The 16,276-nt window shown below is 68.2% G+C and carries 17 protein-coding genes; 4 read left to right on the forward strand and 13 right to left on the reverse strand.

The features are described 5' to 3' along the window. Nucleotides 1-1,164: 1,164 nt before the first annotated feature. The 11 genes from ACWEO7_RS31070 to ACWEO7_RS31120 are packed head-to-tail and all read right to left on the reverse strand — an operon-like array spanning nucleotide 1,165 to nucleotide 11,048. Nucleotides 1,165-1,494 carry a hypothetical protein gene (locus ACWEO7_RS31070; RefSeq protein WP_452428485.1) on the reverse strand — a complete coding sequence of 110 codons (330 nt, stop codon included), beginning with the start codon at nucleotides 1,492-1,494 and terminating at the stop codon, nucleotides 1,165-1,167. Then, nucleotides 1,491-1,934: a hypothetical protein gene (locus ACWEO7_RS31075; RefSeq protein WP_452428487.1), complete on the reverse strand. Its 444-nt coding sequence runs from the start codon at nucleotides 1,932-1,934 to the stop codon at nucleotides 1,491-1,493. Before ACWEO7_RS31075 ends, ACWEO7_RS31070 begins: the two co-directional genes overlap by 4 nt. Further along, on the reverse strand, nucleotides 1,931-4,144 hold the full coding sequence (locus ACWEO7_RS31080; RefSeq protein ID WP_452428489.1) for an RRQRL motif-containing zinc-binding protein: 2,214 nt from the start codon (nucleotides 4,142-4,144) through the stop codon (nucleotides 1,931-1,933). Before ACWEO7_RS31080 ends, ACWEO7_RS31075 begins: the two co-directional genes overlap by 4 nt. Further along, nucleotides 4,141-7,149 (reverse strand): toprim domain-containing protein, encoded by a 3,009-nt coding sequence (locus ACWEO7_RS31085; RefSeq protein ID WP_452428491.1) that lies wholly within the window; start codon nucleotides 7,147-7,149, stop codon nucleotides 4,141-4,143. Before ACWEO7_RS31085 ends, ACWEO7_RS31080 begins: the two co-directional genes overlap by 4 nt. Next, nucleotides 7,146-7,919, reverse strand: a complete 774-nt coding sequence (locus tag ACWEO7_RS31090; protein WP_452428493.1) for a DUF4913 domain-containing protein — start codon at nucleotides 7,917-7,919, stop codon at nucleotides 7,146-7,148. Before ACWEO7_RS31090 ends, ACWEO7_RS31085 begins: the two co-directional genes overlap by 4 nt. Next, nucleotides 7,916-9,802, reverse strand: a complete 1,887-nt coding sequence (locus tag ACWEO7_RS31095; protein WP_452428495.1) for a type IV secretory system conjugative DNA transfer family protein — start codon at nucleotides 9,800-9,802, stop codon at nucleotides 7,916-7,918. The genes ACWEO7_RS31090 and ACWEO7_RS31095 overlap by 4 nt, the downstream gene beginning before the upstream one ends. Continuing rightward, nucleotides 9,802-10,056 (reverse strand): hypothetical protein, encoded by a 255-nt coding sequence (locus tag ACWEO7_RS31100; RefSeq protein WP_452428497.1) that lies wholly within the window; start codon nucleotides 10,054-10,056, stop codon nucleotides 9,802-9,804. Before ACWEO7_RS31100 ends, ACWEO7_RS31095 begins: the two co-directional genes overlap by 1 nt. Continuing rightward, entirely contained in the window at nucleotides 10,053-10,298 is a 246-nt protein-coding gene (locus ACWEO7_RS31105; protein ID WP_452428499.1) for a hypothetical protein, read from the reverse strand. The genes ACWEO7_RS31100 and ACWEO7_RS31105 overlap by 4 nt, the downstream gene beginning before the upstream one ends. After that, nucleotides 10,298-10,567 (reverse strand): hypothetical protein, encoded by a 270-nt coding sequence (locus ACWEO7_RS31110; RefSeq protein WP_452428501.1) that lies wholly within the window; start codon nucleotides 10,565-10,567, stop codon nucleotides 10,298-10,300. Before ACWEO7_RS31110 ends, ACWEO7_RS31105 begins: the two co-directional genes overlap by 1 nt. Next, nucleotides 10,564-10,848 carry a hypothetical protein gene (locus tag ACWEO7_RS31115; protein ID WP_452428503.1) on the reverse strand — a complete coding sequence of 95 codons (285 nt, stop codon included), beginning with the start codon at nucleotides 10,846-10,848 and terminating at the stop codon, nucleotides 10,564-10,566. The genes ACWEO7_RS31110 and ACWEO7_RS31115 overlap by 4 nt, the downstream gene beginning before the upstream one ends. Next, entirely contained in the window at nucleotides 10,848-11,048 is a 201-nt protein-coding gene (locus tag ACWEO7_RS31120) for a hypothetical protein (protein ID WP_452428505.1), read from the reverse strand. The genes ACWEO7_RS31115 and ACWEO7_RS31120 overlap by 1 nt, the downstream gene beginning before the upstream one ends. 155 nt (nucleotides 11,049-11,203) lie before the next feature. On the opposite strand from ACWEO7_RS31120, the gene ACWEO7_RS31125 reads away from it, so the two are divergent. The 4 genes from ACWEO7_RS31125 (at nucleotide 11,204) to ACWEO7_RS31140 (ending at nucleotide 14,945) form a co-directional block, all read left to right on the forward strand. After that, a complete protein-coding gene (locus ACWEO7_RS31125; RefSeq protein WP_452428507.1) occupies nucleotides 11,204-11,575 on the forward strand; it encodes a GntR family transcriptional regulator in 372 nt (123 codons plus the stop codon). Next, on the forward strand, nucleotides 11,572-12,720 hold the full coding sequence (locus ACWEO7_RS31130; protein ID WP_452428509.1) for a hypothetical protein: 1,149 nt from the start codon (nucleotides 11,572-11,574) through the stop codon (nucleotides 12,718-12,720). The genes ACWEO7_RS31125 and ACWEO7_RS31130 overlap by 4 nt, the downstream gene beginning before the upstream one ends. After that, entirely contained in the window at nucleotides 12,717-13,304 is a 588-nt protein-coding gene (locus tag ACWEO7_RS31135) for a cysteine hydrolase family protein (protein ID WP_452428511.1), read from the forward strand. Before ACWEO7_RS31130 ends, ACWEO7_RS31135 begins: the two co-directional genes overlap by 4 nt. Before the next feature lie 510 nt (nucleotides 13,305-13,814). Further along, nucleotides 13,815-14,945, forward strand: a complete 1,131-nt coding sequence (locus ACWEO7_RS31140; protein WP_452428513.1) for a hypothetical protein — start codon at nucleotides 13,815-13,817, stop codon at nucleotides 14,943-14,945. Between the two features lie 73 nt (nucleotides 14,946-15,018). Here ACWEO7_RS31140 and ACWEO7_RS31145 read toward each other — a convergent pair whose 3' ends face one another. Both ACWEO7_RS31145 and ACWEO7_RS31150 read right to left on the reverse strand, forming a co-directional pair. Continuing rightward, nucleotides 15,019-15,447 (reverse strand): hypothetical protein, encoded by a 429-nt coding sequence (locus tag ACWEO7_RS31145; RefSeq protein WP_452428515.1) that lies wholly within the window; start codon nucleotides 15,445-15,447, stop codon nucleotides 15,019-15,021. After that, nucleotides 15,444-16,256 carry a ParA family protein gene (locus ACWEO7_RS31150; protein WP_450025589.1) on the reverse strand — a complete coding sequence of 271 codons (813 nt, stop codon included), beginning with the start codon at nucleotides 16,254-16,256 and terminating at the stop codon, nucleotides 15,444-15,446. The genes ACWEO7_RS31145 and ACWEO7_RS31150 overlap by 4 nt, the downstream gene beginning before the upstream one ends. Nucleotides 16,257-16,276: the final 20 nt, after the last annotated feature.

The raw sequence follows: 16,276 nt of genomic DNA on the forward strand, positions 1-16,276 counted from the left end.
GGGCCCGGCCCGTGGAGAACGACCGAGCCCGCGGCGTTTCGACCAGTGCCCGAACTCGACGCTTCAGACCCCGGCCTCACCCGAGACACTGCCACTCCACCCAGATATGTCAAGTAGCTATCACTGGTCGTGACGCTCGAGGCGGAGTTGCCCGTCACCCGCGGTGAGCAGCGGTAACGTCGACGAGGCCTCGATATCCCGTCGAGGAAGTTCGCCTCACTACCGCTTCGGCCCCGGATCCTGCACCGGGGCCGAAGTCGCGTCCACGGTTCTCGCCCGACGGGCCGCGATCCGGTATCTCTGACCTGCGAAGTTTCCGGTTTCGAACACGAAACCGCGAGCCTGTCCGTGGCGGGCTGGTCGCGTACTGAAGTGTTGTCATCGCCGCGCACGCGACACGCGTGAACCGCGGTATCGGGCATCCCGGTGGCCGAGGGGCCTATTGTCTGCTGCCGCTACGGGCTGTTCGAAGGTTCGTGGCAGCGCATGAAGATGGCTAGGCAACCCGAGGCTCCGGCTCGACATCCATTCCCTGCTCAGCCGGGGTTCTCGGGCGTATCCGCTGATTGCGTCGCACCCCGTGATCCACACGTCAACACGGCGATGGCAGGGCCCGCTCACACTCTCACAATCACTCCTCACCAGGGGCGGGCCTTCACGCCGACCGGCATCCCCGCACCCGATCAGATCCACGAGCCGAACCGACCCCGGCTCCCTCACTGTCGGCTGATGAGAGGACCGGGGTCGCTGTTCCAACTGCGGTTGCCGCGCCCCCGGTGTTGTGAGGACCGGGCGCGACGGAATCCATTTGATCACGAGAAACGTTGTGCAACAAAGCTTTTGACACGTGTTCTATCGATTGATCATGAAAAACACTGTCGTACAGTGGGTTTGGTGTACTCGAAACAGACGCAAGGTTCATGAATTGCCTGTCTGTCCAGGAGTATCGGCCATGTCAGATGTCAGGTGGCCTGCGTTCGACCACACCCGCCGAATGAGCTCGTGGGACTCTTCCTCGTCGCAGGCAGGCCGGACCCCGCCTGGAATTCGGTGGTCGGGTCGTGGTTTCGTGGGTACGAGTAGGCCCCTGGGAGGTTGGGTCTCCCAGGGGCCTGCTCGCTTGTGTTCGTGTTGTCGGGCTCTACTTGTGTGTTCGCGTGGTGGTTACCGGATGTCCTCGATTCGGATCTGGGCGTCGGCGGAGTGGATGGTGGCGCCGGATCGGCCGGTGCGGGTGGTCCAGTCGTTGAGTCGCTGGTATCCGCAGGCGCGCAGAAGTTCGTCGGCGGCGCCGATGTCGACCGGTCCGGCCGCGTGCGGGGTGCCGTCGAAGGCCAGGGATTCCCACCAGCATTCGATGTTGCGGCCGACGATGGTTCCGTCGCCGCCGTGTTCTTCCCAGGGGTCGGATTGGAACACCTCGATCACCGCGCCGTCGGGGTGGTCGAGGCGGGCGCAGATGTAGACGTAGACGATGTCGTCGATCTCGGTCACCGCGTCACCACCGGTTCGGGTGCGGGTGCGTGGGTGGCGAGGAGTTCGGCTTCGCGGACCCAGTCGGTGAGCAGCAGGTTGATCGTGTTCAACGCTGCTGCGGTGATCCCGGCGGCGGTGAGCACTGTGGTGAGTTCGATCCGGGAACGGTGATACAGCGCCATGCTCTCGGCTGTGTCGCAGACCAAAGCGACCCGCCACAGGGCGAACTCGATGTTCTGGGCGGTGTGCTCGATGACCTCCTGGTGGCACGGGGCGAGCAGTTCGGTCGGCCCCAGCAGTGCGGTGAGCAGGCTCCCGCGTGAGGTCGACATGCGGGTCACGGCCCGCTCGTGACGCTCCAAGGCGGTGGTGTCGAGGGTGGGTTCGTGGGTGCGGGTCATGGTGATGTCTCCGAATGTCGTGGTGGGGAGAGTGTTCGAGGGATTGGTGCGGGTCATTGCCCGAGCTCCGGCGAGTGCAGCTCACGACGCCCGGCGGCCCGTGTCTGACTCTGAGCGCGGGCCTGGGCCTGCACGTGAGCCTCCTGGGCGGGAGCCCGGTCGGGGCGGGGTGCGCGGGCGCGCCCGGTGCCCGATGCGCGGCCGGCGGCGGCGGCCTGGCGCTGGGCGATGGAGTCGTTGCGGGCGGCGACGGCGCGATCGAGCTTGGCCTTCCACTGCTGCTGGCGCTGCACGGCGGTCTTGCCCAATTCCCCAGCCTGGCGGGCGCGCTCGTCGATCAGCTCCCGGATCTCGGTTCGTGCCTGCTCCCCGACGCCCGCCTTGGCCAGCTGCGTGCTCAGGCGGGCGCGTTTGTCGGCGTAGGACTTGCGTTCGTAGGCGATGCCACCGTTGCCGCGGGCGCCGCAGGCCACGGTGTAGAGCGAGTCCCCGATCGCCGACACCGCGCCATTGAGGCGTTCGGCATCCCAGCCCTGGGGCTCGATGCCGGACGCTTCGATGCGCTGGGTGATCGCTTCCCGGGTCGCGGCCGAGAGCCGGGAGGCGGGGACACCGACACGAACGACGTCCGCGTCGGCTTTGGTGCGCTCGTCGGCGAACAACAGCTCCGGCAGCTGCTTGTGGTCGCGGATGGCTCCGGCGTCGATATCGGCGAGCACAGCTGAGAGCTGGGCACGTTCCACGGCGGCAAGTCCCTTGCTGTCCTGGATCGTGGCGCGCAGCTGTTCACGCTGCTGGGTCAGGCGGGTGATCCGCGCGCTGGTCTCATCGGTGACGCCCGGAATGTCGTTCGCGCCGAGCCGCTCGCGTTCCTCCGCGCTGAAGCCACCGACGGCGAGATAGTCGGCCACGCTGCGCAATTCGCCGTAATCGGCGGCATACTCGGTGATTGCTTCGGCGAGCTCGTAGCGGTCGACGTGATCGGGCCACAGCCGGAAATCGACCTCACCGCCTCGGGCGATCTGCGTCCCGGCCTGGCGAACCCGGTCCTGGTCGGCGGCGGTCATGACCGAGATCTCCTCGCCCACCATCGACGCGGCCTTCGGGTTGCTCGCGAACAGCTCCAGCAGACGCGGCACCCGCCCGCGGGCCTCCTCGCCCGGGTCGACGAGGACCGGGCTGTCGAGCAGGTCGACCTCAGCGGTGTTGCCGCGCAGGTAGTCGACGATGAACTCGATCCGGGCCATGTCGGGCTCGGGCAGCTTCGCCGCCGCCAGATCGAAGCTCAGGTGTTCCCGGCGCTTCGCCTCATCGCGCAGATGCGCCCGTGGATCGGCCGCGGAGATCCCGATGCCCTGCCATACCGAAATGGCGCGCATCGCAGCATCCTTCGCGGAGGCGAGAAGCGGCATGGCGGACACGATGTCCATCACGGCGGACTCGCGGTCGAACAGCCGCCATGCCTCGGCGTGGTCTTGCGCATCGACCGCATCGAAGTCCGGGGCGATGCCGACGGCGAAGTTCTCGGCGTCGATGAGCACGCCCCACTGCTCGGCGTAGTCGTAGGTGAGCTGACGCAGGTGCTTGGTGGCGATCTCGGAGTTGGGGTGCCACATCAGCGCATCGGCCAGCGCCGCAACGGCCGCCGTCGGATTGTCTTGCCGCCTCGCCTCCAGGCGGGCCTCGGCGCGGGCCTGACCCTGTTCGGACTTGGCGAGCAGTTCGGCGACCGCGTCGGGCCCGGCAGCCTGGGCCTGTTCGACAGCCTTCGCCAGGCGCTGGTCGCGGTAGCGGGCCTGGTTGACCGCGACCGTGGCCAGCAGGTACGCCATCCGCTGACCGTGCCCGGTCGGGGTGTCGAGCCCCAGCTGGTCCCGGCCGTCGATGCTCGGTTCTGACATGAGATTTCCTTCTTCCTGCGGGGTGGGTTTCTGCTCCCAGCCGGGAGCAGGTTCGAGCGGGGCGCTCATCTCGGCGCGGGAGAACCCACGCCGTTCGGCGGCCCGGAGCTGGTGTTCTCGGGTGGCTTTGCGGATCGCTTCCAACTGCGCGGGACTCGGCACGCGCTTGTCGGGGGCGAGATCGACGTCGAACAGCCGCGCCACCACACGCCGGCCCCGGACCTTGCCGACCATGAGAGCGACGAGGGACTGACCGGGGCTTTTGCCCATCTCCCGCAGCTGACGGCGGGTTTTCAGACCGGGCGGGGCCAGGCCCCAGCCGTATTCCTGACGGAATTCGTCCGGGGCCTCATCGGCGGTGGTCATCGGCCGAGGTCGTTGTCGTCGAGACCGCGGCCTTTGCCGCGATGGTGGGTGTGCTGCACGCCCGCGCCGGGGGCGTTCTTGCGGGCCTTGTCCGGGATTCGCCTGACCGCTGCGGAGGCGGGTTTGGCGCGTCCGGCATCAGCGGCCATGCGCTGGGCCACCTGGTCAGGGTCCATGAAGGCTTCGAGAGTGGCCGCGAACTCGGCGCGACGTTCGGGACTGTCGTAGGCCGGTTTCTCCGGGGCCCGTTCGGCTTCGACGGCTTCGCGGCGCTGCTCCCACCGCTCAGCGATCCGCTGAGCCTGTTCGCCGATGCTGGCGGCCTCGCTGGCGGCCAGTTCCAGATGCCCCTGCACCCGCGCACGCATCGACTTGCCCACCCCAGCCGCTTGCATGGTCAGGTTGAGCCGTTCCTGAACTCGGGTATCGCCGTAGTCGCTCCAGCTGGCGCGGCCGGCGGCCAGCGCCGACTGGGCATCCATGACCCGGGTGAGGTCCTCGCGAGTGCGGCGCAGCGTGCCGCGCGGCACCGCGTTGGTGTCCAACAGGTTCTCGACCTCGTGGCGGTGGGCGCGGCTGGCTTCGTGGGCGATGCGCCCGGCCCGCTCCGCGTCGAGGGCGGCGGCGGAGCGGTCGTCGGCGAACAGCATCTCCGGTGTGGTGGCCTTGCCCGCCTCCACGTCCCGCAGCACGGCGGTGAGCTGGTCTTTCTCCAACTGGTGCAGGCCCTTGCCGTCGGTGATGGCGTGGGTGATCGTCTTGCGGTGTTTGGCGGCCTGCTTGCGCATCGCGGCGGCGGTGGCGTCGTCGATGTCGCCCGCGCGCACCGCCGCAGCGTCGGCCTGCGGCGCCAGGGTCGCGTACATGCGCACCACGGCCGCCAGCTCGTCGCGGTCCACGTGATCGGGCCACAGCGGCGCGTACGTGGCGGCCGGGTTCTTGCGGATCTCGTTACCGCGGGCGCGGGCTTTGGCCTGGTCCTCAGGCGTGAGGACCTTGAGGGCTTCGTTCAGCCGCGCCCGGATCGAGGCGGTCAGGTTGCGGTTGCCCACCTTCAGCCGGTCCTGGTAGGAGGCGAACAGCCGGTCGATGCCCGGTTTGGCTTCCTCCCCGGGATCGACCAGCGCGGCACCGAGTTTGCGCAGCTCGGTGGTCGGTGACGCCGCCGCCACGGTGCCCAGCTCCTCGTCGGTCACCTGCTGGCCGGGGGTGCCCAGGTAGGCGGCGACGAACCGGATCCGGGTGACCGTCTGCTCACCGACGCCCTTGTCGGCCATCTTCTTGCTCAACGCACCCAGCCCGTTGGCGGTGGGATTGGCCCGCCACGCCTCGATCTCGGCGTAGAGCTCCTCCTTCACCGACTGGTCGAGCTCCTCGCGGGCGACCATCTCGACCATGCGCTCCTGGGCCTTGCGCAGCCGGTCCTTCGATGCCCGCTCGACCTCGGCCGCCTGAAGGCTGACCGCCAGCTCGGGGGACACTTCACCGTCGGGAACGACCTCACCGGTGACGGCGTCGATGTCGATGCCGTAGCGCTGGGCCACATGGGCTTTCAGCTCGACCAGGGCCTTGCGCGCGGCCTCGCTGTCAGGAGCCCACGCGGCGGCGTCGGCGACGGCCTGGGCGATCTCAGCGCGCGAGGCGTTCTCGAGGCCGCCTTCACGCACCTTCTGGATCCGTGCTTCGGCGGCGGCGCGCTGCGCCGCCAGTTCCGCGTCGGCTTGGGCTTTCTCGTCGGCGTCGAGGGCGGCTTTGCGCTCGGCGTCGGCGATGCGGGCTTCGCGGTGTTTGCGCGCGGCGGCGATCAGGTACTGCATCAGGATCCGCATGACCCCTGTCCACGCCCCGTTGACGTGGTCGACGGTGTCGTCGTGCTGCGGGTGATGGGCGTTGGTCTCGAACATGAGGCTGCTCATGGAGGGGCCTTCCTGGGGTGTAGACGAAGCCGCCGAGACGACATCGGTCTCGACGGCGGGGATTTCGGGAACGGGCGCGGCCGACGCGGCCGGGCCGGTGGGGGTGAGGGGATCCAGATGCGGGATCGGCTCCAACTCGCCGATCTCGTGCCCGGCCTGCAAGTGGTCGAACAGGTCCTTGCCGGTGGCGGCCTGCACGACCCGCACCCGGCCCACGAGTCCGGCGAGGGTGCCCATCACCTTCTCGGCGCGGCGATATCCGGGGGCGTCCTTATCGGCGACGATCACGACCGTGGCGGCGCCACGCAGCCACGCCGCATGCTCGGCACTCCACGACAGCGCCCCGCCGGCGTTGGTGGTGGCGACCAGATTCACCGCCTGTGCGGCGAGGACGTCCTTCTCGCCCTCGCAGACATAGATGGTGCGGCCCTCACCGATCGCGTCCAGCAGCTGCGGGAGCTGGAACGGGATCGGCGCGAACCCACCGGATTCCATCCGGCCGGTCTGCGGATTCCAGTGGCGCTGGTGGAACTGCTTGTCGCGGCCACGCTCGAAATCGGCTTCCCGGCGCACGACCTCACCGGCGAGGGCGCCGTCGGCACACACATACGGGTAGGCAGCGGTCTGCTTCCACGCCGTCACCTGATTGCCGCGGTCGGTCTTCTGATTGACCAGCGGCAACCCGGCCGCATCGATCGCCCGCTGCGCGCGAGTCACCCGCAGAGGCCGAACCTGCTGCACGCGACGGTGAGCGCCGCGCCCGCGCGTGAGCGGGTTGTCATACAGGTCGCGGACCTCGAGCCCGAGTGTGTCGAGGATGTCGCGGTCGTCGCAGCCGGTGAAGCACTTGACCTTCGTCTTCTGCTCGCCCGCCAGGTACTTGATGCCCAGCGACGGTGTGTGATGACCGCCGCCGGCCTCGTGGACCGGGCAGCAGAACTTGACCCAGGATCCGGACGGGCGTCCCGGGCCAACTGCCTGCTCCAGCGCGGCGAGGATCGTCTCCCACGAACCCCGGCTACGATCAGCCTCGCGCGCGCCCGCGCGTACGCGCGCCCGCGAGATTCGGTCGGGGGCCGGGGCGCTCATCTGGGGAACTCCCAGCTGCCCGGGACCGAGCGGCGGCGCCCGACCGGCACGGCGGGCACCGCCAGCCCCGAGGGAGTGACCGGCTGGTCGTAGGAGTCGTCCTCGAAGACCTCCGGCGGGGCGATCACGACCGGCAGCTTCGACAGCCTGCTGCTGTGCCCCTCGGCGACCGAGCAGAATTCGAACGGACCGCTCTTGTCGAAGATCCGCTCCATCATCGGGTCGAAATACACCAGCCACCACGTCGCGAACTCGGTCTCCTCACCCTGGCGCAGATGCTCGAACGCCTGGTGCAGCGCCTGGAACCGGGCGACCACCTCACCGTGGACCCACCACAGCGGGCACCAGTGCAGCGGCCCGCCCAGGATCGACACCTTGCGCCGGTAGATCTCGATCACGTAGTCCTCGACGAACTCCTTCACCGTCGGGAACATCAGCTCGCGCGGCTCGGGCTCCTCCCCGGCCTCCACCTCCACTTCCACCTCCGGTTCAGGTTCCGGGGCGGGCGCGGGTTCGGGTTGCGGGGCGGGGTTGAGGGCGAGTTCGGCCTCGAGGACCGCGGTTTCGCGCATCCCGGCGATGACCTCCGGGGTCAGCATGTCCGCGATCACGCCATCGGCGATCTTCTTGGCCTCGGCGCTGATCTGCGTGGTGACGGCCTTGCGGATCGCGGTGTCGAGCAGCTCTCCGAGATCCATCTGCGGCACCACCCGCTCTGTGGCGTCCGCGTCGGCGGCGGGGATGGTGGGCTCAGTTGCGTTGTCGGTCATGCGGTCTTGCCTTCCTCATCGGTCCACGGCCGCACCACACGCAGATGCGCACGTTCGGCCGACGTGGTGGGGTGGGAGTTGTCGAGCTCGTGCAGCGCCGCGGTGATCTGATCGGCGTAGGGCCGTTCGAACCAGGGCACGGTGGCGGCGAGAGTGGCGCGGTGACCGGAGGTGAACACCAGCGCGCGCCCCTTGGGCAAGGCGGCCAGATCACTGGGGGCGAGGGTGATCTCGGTGGCGCGGGAAGTGGAGGTCGACCGGCTGGTGGCACCGTTGCTGCCGTTGCTGTGGCTGGTGCTGGTCGAGGTGACCAGCTCGTAGTGCGGCCCGACCAGCTCGCTCATGTCCTTGAGGAACCCGGTGTCCTTCAGGCCCGCGCCGAGAGTCAGCACGTTGGTGGCCGACAGCAACGCCCGCATGCCCGCCTCGCCCCAGCAGCGCATGCCCTGAGCCCACGACTGCAAGATCGTCATCACGACCATGCCGCGCGACCCGTAATGGCTGTACTGCTTGGGCAGATCGGCCCAGCGCACGATGTTGGCGGCCTCATCCAGCACGATCAGCAGCGGCACCGGCAACCGTCCGCCCGGATGACGACGGCCCTCACTCTTGCCCGCGTCGCCGATCGCCGCACACAACGCCGTCACCAGCGGGCCCGCGGAGCCCTTACCCTCCTCCGACAGCGGGAACAAGGTGTCACGGGAGGTCACGAAGTCCGCGACATCGAACGCCCGCCGCGGCGCCTCACCCTTGGCCGGCGGGGTGACCCACGGCCGGATCCGCGAGTACTTCAGGCACGACGCCATCTTCTTCGCCGTGGAGAACACCCCGGAGCGTTGTTTGGGATCTGCGTTGTACTGGTCCGACAGCGCGGCGGCGAACAGGTCGCACCCGTTTGCTTGCAGGATCTCGATCGGCTCGTGGTCATTGACCCTGGTCACCCACTTGAACGCCTGCGTGATCGGGCGCTTGGCCATCGCGCACGCCAAAAACAGGCCCGTGAGGAGGTCTTCGCCCTCCTTGGGGAAGAAGTTGTCGCCCTTGGCGTCCTCGCCGTCTTCGGACGCGGCGAAATGCCCGGCGAGCTTGGCGGCGCGTTCCTCCGCATCGCTGCCGCCGTTCGCGGCCACCCACGCGATCGGATCCCAGTACCAGGTGCACGGCTCCTCGGCCACGCCCTGGGGGTCGAACACATGCACGTCACCGACCAGTGCGCGCGCCTTGCGGGTCGCATCCACCACATCCCGCTTGTTGCTGGTGGCGACCACCGCGCCGATGGCCTCCATCACCGCCGGAATCACCCGGGAGGTCGACTTGCCCGAGCGCGGCCCCCAAATGTCCAGGTGCAGGTCTTCATACGAGGCGTAGAGGTCCTGGCCATCGGCGACGGTGCGGCCGATCAGCACACCCGGCTCGTCACCGTCGCGCAACTGCACCCGCAGGTCCTTCGCCTTGCCCAAGATCGCGTCGCGGCGAAGGTCTGCCAGCTCCTTGCCCCGGGCCATGTAGCGGGCCTGGGAGTCGATGGCCTCCTTGCGGATGCGCTTGCGCTGGGCGGCTTTCCCGGCCAGCTGGCGGCACTTCGCGCAGCCCGCGCGCCACGCCCACACCGACCCGGCCACCGACAGCGCGGTTCCGGCCACCAGCGTGACCGCACCACCGGTAGCGGCACCAGTCCACGCCAGATCACCGGTCGCGATGTTGAGCGCCATCGTCAGCGGGTTCCAGGACACGTGCTGCTCGGGGCCGCCGTAGAGGGCCTCACCGACCCGGATCGACATCCCCGCCGCCTCACCCACACCGATCGCAGCAGCGACAGCAACCGGGTAACCCCAGGTCTGCGCGAAATCAGAGCCATTGGGCTGCTTCACATTGCGGTCCATCAGGCGCCGCCTTCCGTGAGATCGGCCAGCAGCACCACACGGGTCGCGCCGTCATGGCCGTGAATGGTCTCGATGTCCTCGATGCGAGCGGCCTCGACCGTGGTGCGGACCTCGTCACGCCACCGCATCGACACCGCCCCGTCGGGCCACACCACGCCGTCAGCGACCACGCCGACGCCGGAGAAACCCGTGACGTCGGTGTCGCGGTGCAGCTGGAAAACCCGCACACCCGTGCAGGTCTCGATACCCGTCATCGCGCCACCCCCGCACCCGGAGTCGCCGTCACGGTCGCGGTGCAGAACGGGGCGCACCCGCCCCCGGTTGGGATCGTCGAGCCCGGCCCGAAATCCGTGCAGGACACGACCACACACACGACGGCGGCGAAGACGACGACCGCGGCGAACATCGCGGCCATCGCCCCGACCACACCAATGCCGTTGCCGCCGGTATCGGGCACGACCGGGATCACCACATCGACCACACGCTCGCGCACCATCACCGCACCTCCTCGACCAGCCGGTACAGGCGCGGATCGGTGAGGCGGGCGGCGTCGATGGTCTTGGTGCGGGTCAGCGCCCGCGTGGTGTCGCCCTCGGCGACGACGCGGTAGGTGACCGTGCAGCGGACCCCGCCCTTGTAATCGGTGTGCGGCTCAGCGATGTCGACGACCTGGATGACGCGGGCGTCCTGCCGGTACACGTCGTCGGTCCACAGCTGGCCGACGCGGACCGTGACGCCCTTCGGGGTGGTGTGGCTGTCCATCACGCCGCCACCTCCACCGATCCGGCGGCGGTCTGCGCGACATCCACGACAAGACGCCGAGCGCGCGGCGCACCCACCCGCGCGATCGCAGCGGCGGTGGCCAGCTGCTCCATGCACGCGGCGCCCGCGATCATCGACTCGCGGTCGAGCAGGTCATCGACCCGCCGCTGCATGTCGTACAGCTCGCCGCGCAACCGCTTCACCTCAGCGGTCAGACTCGCCACGAGCTGATCAGCGGTCAGATCCAGAGCAGGCCCAGCGGGCCGGACATCGAGGGCGGTCATCACGCCGACACCTCGTGCTGGAGGTCGGCGGTGTGCATCGGCGTCGCCAGGCGCAGTACTTCGTCGCGGTCGACGTGAATGTGGCCGGACGGCATACGCCAGCCGGTCAACCTTCCCTGCGCGATCCAGCGGCGAAGCGTCCGCGGATGCATGCGCACCAGGCCCGCGCCTTCCGCCAGCCGGATCAGATTCCCTGCCACTTCGGCATCCCTCCGAATGTGTGCTTGTGTCACGACATGTCCTAACTACTCATACCTACTGATACCAATGAGTCAGTACAGCAAGGAACTCATTGGTAGTCAATAGGTATGAGCGGTATGAGACTTGGTGAGACCTGATCACCTAATCTGGCGTTATGACCAAACGACCCGGACGACCTCGTTGGCAGCTACTGGCCGACGATCTCCGGCAGCGGATCAGCTCAGGCGACTACTCCCCGGGCGACCAACTGCCGGCGAAGACCAGCCTTGCGGAGCAGTGGGAGGTGTCGGTCAACACCGTTGAGCGCGCGCTGACCGAACTGCGAGACGAAGGACTCGTCGAAACCTTCCACGGCCTGGGCAGCTTCGTGCGCTCGCAGCCCGAACCCGAAGCGGCCGAGGGTGAACTCGAAGAGATCCGGGAGCGCCTCGCTCGACTCGAAACTCAGATGGAAGAGGTCTACTCCAACCTCAGCCTCCATCACCCATCCGCGTCTTCCGACACGTCGACCCAGGAGGCGGGGTGAATGTCAGTCGCCTCCCGGACAGCCCCGGCACCGTGACCGGCCTGCACACGAGGCGATCGAGCTACCACCCCAACTACTCCGCCATCGCGAAAAACCGCGTCGCCATGGCGCGTTCGACAGCAGGGATGTCCCCGAAGACCTTCGCCGAGGCCCTGAGTCGACTCGTCGGCCGGGATATCAAGCCCGGTCACGTCACCTCCTGGGAAACCACCACCACACCGCCCGGTGATGTCCTCCTCGCCGTGGGCGCGCTCGCTCCTACCGCCAGCAGCCGGATCGGTGTCCGCTCACACAAGCTCATCGCGGCGCACGTCGGCCCAACGGGCGCGGAACGGCTGCGCACCGAACTCGGCATGGAGGAGACGACCGGCTACCTCGGCAAAACGCCGTGTTGGACCGCGAGCCTGGAAGACGCCGGCGACGAGTGCACCCTCATCGTCTGGCCCTGGGGAACCGCGATCATTCACCTCGTCGAAGACCTCGACATCCCCGACGTAACCACCTTGGCGATCTGGCGGTACCAGTCGTATGTGGAAAACCTGGAATGGGCGAGTACACAGCTCAGCAATCTGACCGACGAGCCCATTCAAGCGGCCTACGTGCTGAGCCTCTACTGGGTGTACTCGGCCCCCTGGATCGGTTCCACCCTCGAAACCGGACTACGCCTGATCTGCGCACCGCGCATCCTCGTCGACCGCGACCTCACCGACCCGGCCGCCGCCCAGGTCAACGGCGAGCGGGTCGAACAAGAACTCTTGACCGCTGGTTACCAGCACCCGGACATGAAATCGTTCGGCACCCCGGGTGTCTCAAGCGCATGGGCAAGCTGGTCTGGCGTCGTCTACCACCCGCACGACCCTCTGCGGGCACTACCCGAAGGCGATCTGGTCGCCTTCGAGATCGGCCTCCAAGCCGTATGGGCTCTAACCGCCCACATCAACGAACAGGTCGAAAACGGCGCAGATCCAGAGGTCCGCGACCGCTACGGATACGGATTCCTGCGCGCAGCCCGATCCGTACTGCTCACGCCCCGGCCACAAGAGACCGGGCAACACCAGCAGATGCGCGACGCGATCGTGAACACCAGTGGCCTACCAGGACAACTGAGCTTGGCCATGGAAGCACTCAAGGAGGCAGGTCGATGACCATTCGACTGGAGAAGGCGGCCCTGTTGGTCGTCGACGCACAAAAGGGTTTCGTCAACCAGCACAGCGCGCCCGCAATCCCCGTTGTCCTCGACCTGGCCACCCAGTGGGCAGCTACCGGCCGCCCCACCGTCTTCACCCGGTACTGGAACTACGCGGGCAGCCCATACGAAACCCTGATTGGCTGGCGTGCCCTCTACGGACCGCCCGACACCGACCTCGTCGACGAGCTGGTGCCGCTCACGGCTCACGCCAATGCGCACACCCTGGACAAGACCACCTACACCGCACTGACCGACGAGGGCCTGGCCCTGCTCGGCGAGCTGGCCGTCACCGATCTCATCATCTGCGGAATCGCCACGGACGCATGTGTTTTGAAAACGGCACTGGATGCTTTCGAGCGCGGGTTTGTGCCGTGGGTGGTGCGAGATGCTGTGGCATCCAACGCGACTCGCCACCCCGCCCAAGAGATCCACGACTCGGCCCTGCTGCACATCTCCCGCCTCGTGGGCGCCGGCCAACTCATCGAAGCCAGCCACGTCCGGGATGTCATCGAAAACCGCGCCTGCGACATGAACATGTGAGCGGCGCGCCTCCCGCGTATTTTCTGAAAAATCCAGTAGACCTTGACGGCATGACAGTTAGAGGACGCCCCTCAAAGGGTGATCGCGTCGTCACTATCACGACGCGTCTTCCGTCCGAAGTGCGCGACGAAGTTGACCGCATTGCAGGTGAGCGAGGCACATCAGTCAGCCAGATCGTCGCTGACCTCGTGTCGCGTGCACTTGGGCGTGAGGATCTCGTCCTCGACCTCACCCAAGGAACACTGCCGATGACTGCGGCTTAGGCAACCGCACCCCAAATAGACGAAGGCCCCCCAGTTAGCCGCTGGGGGGCTCTTCAAAGGCCCTGATAGGACCACGCTTTTGCGAAGCGGTTCTCAGGGTAGCAAGGCCGTACGTCCGCAACAAAGAATCTCGACCGGTGTAGCCGGTCACGATTCTGTGGATGTCTCGACCGAGCTGCCCTCTCGTGTGTCTGGACGAGGTTGCACCTCCTCCCCCCGCCGCCGTCGCGGACCGACGCCGCTGGCTGTGCTGTTTCCGCTACCGCGGCTGCGGTTGAAGTTGCCCGAGGACGTCTACACCGCTGTCCCGGCGTGCTGGTGGTCGCGTGAGCGGTGGATCGCGCACAACCTCGCGCTCTACGACGAGCACTACGCGCAGCTGCGCGCCGAGGAGAAGGTGGACTCGGTCGGTCGGCGCACGTTCGAGCACTACCTGATCGCCGAGTCCGGCGGCGCTGACTACGCGACCGGCCGCAACTCGCGGGTCACCATTGACCAGTTGCAGGCTGCGACCCTGCGCAGCGAATCCACGATGCACCGCTGCCGCCGCCTGGTGAACACCCTGGGCACCCGCACGGTGGTGTTCAGGGGACGCCAACGCACCCGCCTCGAGCGGCTGGACTCCTGGCGACGCGGAGACCGCGCCCGCGGCTGGGCCGCAGTGTCCGCACTGCACGAATCATCCACGCTGCCTGTGGATAACGAAACCGTCGAAACCTTGCTCCACCAGGGTTTTGGCACCCCACCGGGGCGAAGCTCCGGTCTGCGTGTTCTCTCACGTCCAAATCGGGTTTCTCCACCACAGAACGTGATGGAAGGACGCGCTTCGCGCGGCCGGGACGAGAAGAGGCGGCGCAGGAAGCCCCGCGCCTACGACTCCAGAGCCCTGCTATTGGGGGCCAGAGTCCGCGCTGACGCCCGAAATCCGCTCTGGCTACGCCAACTAGGGGTCCAGGGGCTGGCGGCCGTGCTGACGCGCCGCGCGGTGGCCGGGTGGCAGGCCGACGACGTGCACGCCGCCCTGGATGAGGTGTACCTGTCCGGACGGCGGATCTTCGACCGGCCCCGCGACCCCTACGCCTACCTGGCGTTCCTGCTCAGCTCGACGCCCGTCGACGAACCGCCGATGCTGCTGGACCGGGCGCGGGAAGCCAGCCTCGAGGCCGAGTGGCAGGCCCGCCAGCGCGCCGAGCGAGAAGCACGCCGCGCCGAGGCGATGGCGAAAATCCCTGCGGCGCCGGATTCCCCGGCCCGCGCTGCGGCGCTGGCGGCCGCGGCCGCGGCCGGTCACCGTGCGATCGGCAAGGCTGCCGCTGCCCGCCAGGCCGCCGAGTCCGCTCGCCGGGAAATCGCGCGTTTGGCCCGTGAGCAGGACTGATCCTGCCTCTTTCACTGGGGAATGTCTCGCGCACGCGCGGGCGCGCGTACGCGCGATGACCAACCGCAGGGTGTCACTCGGTGTAGCGGGTGATGTCGGCTTGGATCTCCGGTGGCAGCAGATGCCAGTCGATGCCGTGGCGCTCGCACGCCTCGCGGATGTAACCGGCCAGCAGTCCCGCCGCGGTGCCCCGCCCGAGCGCGGCGTCGCGTTCGGCGATGAGCTCGTCGCGGCGGTCGGCGGCTTTGCGGGTAGCTGCTGCCCAGGCGTGGGCCGCGTCGCGGGCAGACTTGCGGCCGCGGGCCTCGGCCAGGTCACGGGCATGGCCTCGCGTCTCGCGCGGACGCGCGCCCGCGCGTGGGCCGGAGTCCCTGGTGGCAGGCGGGGTCGTCGGCGCCGGGGTGGGTTGTTCGGTGACCGCCGGCGGTTTCGCGGAAACCTCCCACATGTCGTCCTCCGACAGCAGGGACTTGCGGCGGCGCGGCGGCTCGCTGCTGGTCATGCGGCGGCCTCGAGCATGCGCGCGGCGATCGGGGAGAACACGTCTTCGGACAAGATCCGCAGACGGGTGTCCTTGGACTGGTCGAAGGCGATGCCCTTCTTCGTGGCGTCGGTGATGCCGACCCACAGCGGAATCCTGTTCTCGATCCAGACCGGGACTCCGGGGAAGTGCCGCGCCATGCCCTCGATGATCTCGTCGGCGGCTTCGCGGCCGGAGGTGGTCTCGCGCCACTTGTTCATGATCGTGCCGATGATCCGCAGCTGCGGGTTGTAGTTCTCGCGCACCCGGGCGATGGTCTTGCCGAGCAGCGCCAGGCCGTTGCCGGACCATTCGTCGGCCTCGGTCACCAGCACCACGGCGTCGGCGGCGGTGAGCGAGTTCTTCAGCATCTGCCCCAGCAGCGACGGCGGGTTGTCGACGATGACCAGGTCGTAGTCGCCGCGGACCGGCGCCAGCGCGTTGCGCAGCGCGGCTTCGCGCCCGTATTCGGCGAAGGTGAGCCTGCTGTCGGCGATGGACAGCCGCGCCCCGCCCGGCGCGAGGTCCACACCCTCCCAGATCGTCGGAACGATCACTTCCCGCAGCGCGATCCCGCTGTCGGGGGTGATCGCGTCGGCGAGGGTGATCTCGTCGGCGGCCAGCGGATCCCGGGCGAGGGTTCCGGTCACGTTGCCCTGAGGGTCCATGTCGACCACCAGCACCCGGGCACCGTGGTACCTGCTCGCGGCGCGCGCGGTGCAGATCGTGCACGTGGACTTGCCCACGCCGCCCTTCTGGTTCGCCATCGCGACCACAACCGCATCAGCCATCTCGGCGCGCTCCCTTCCCG

It is taken from the genome of Nocardia sp. NPDC004260 (assembly GCF_053603155.1).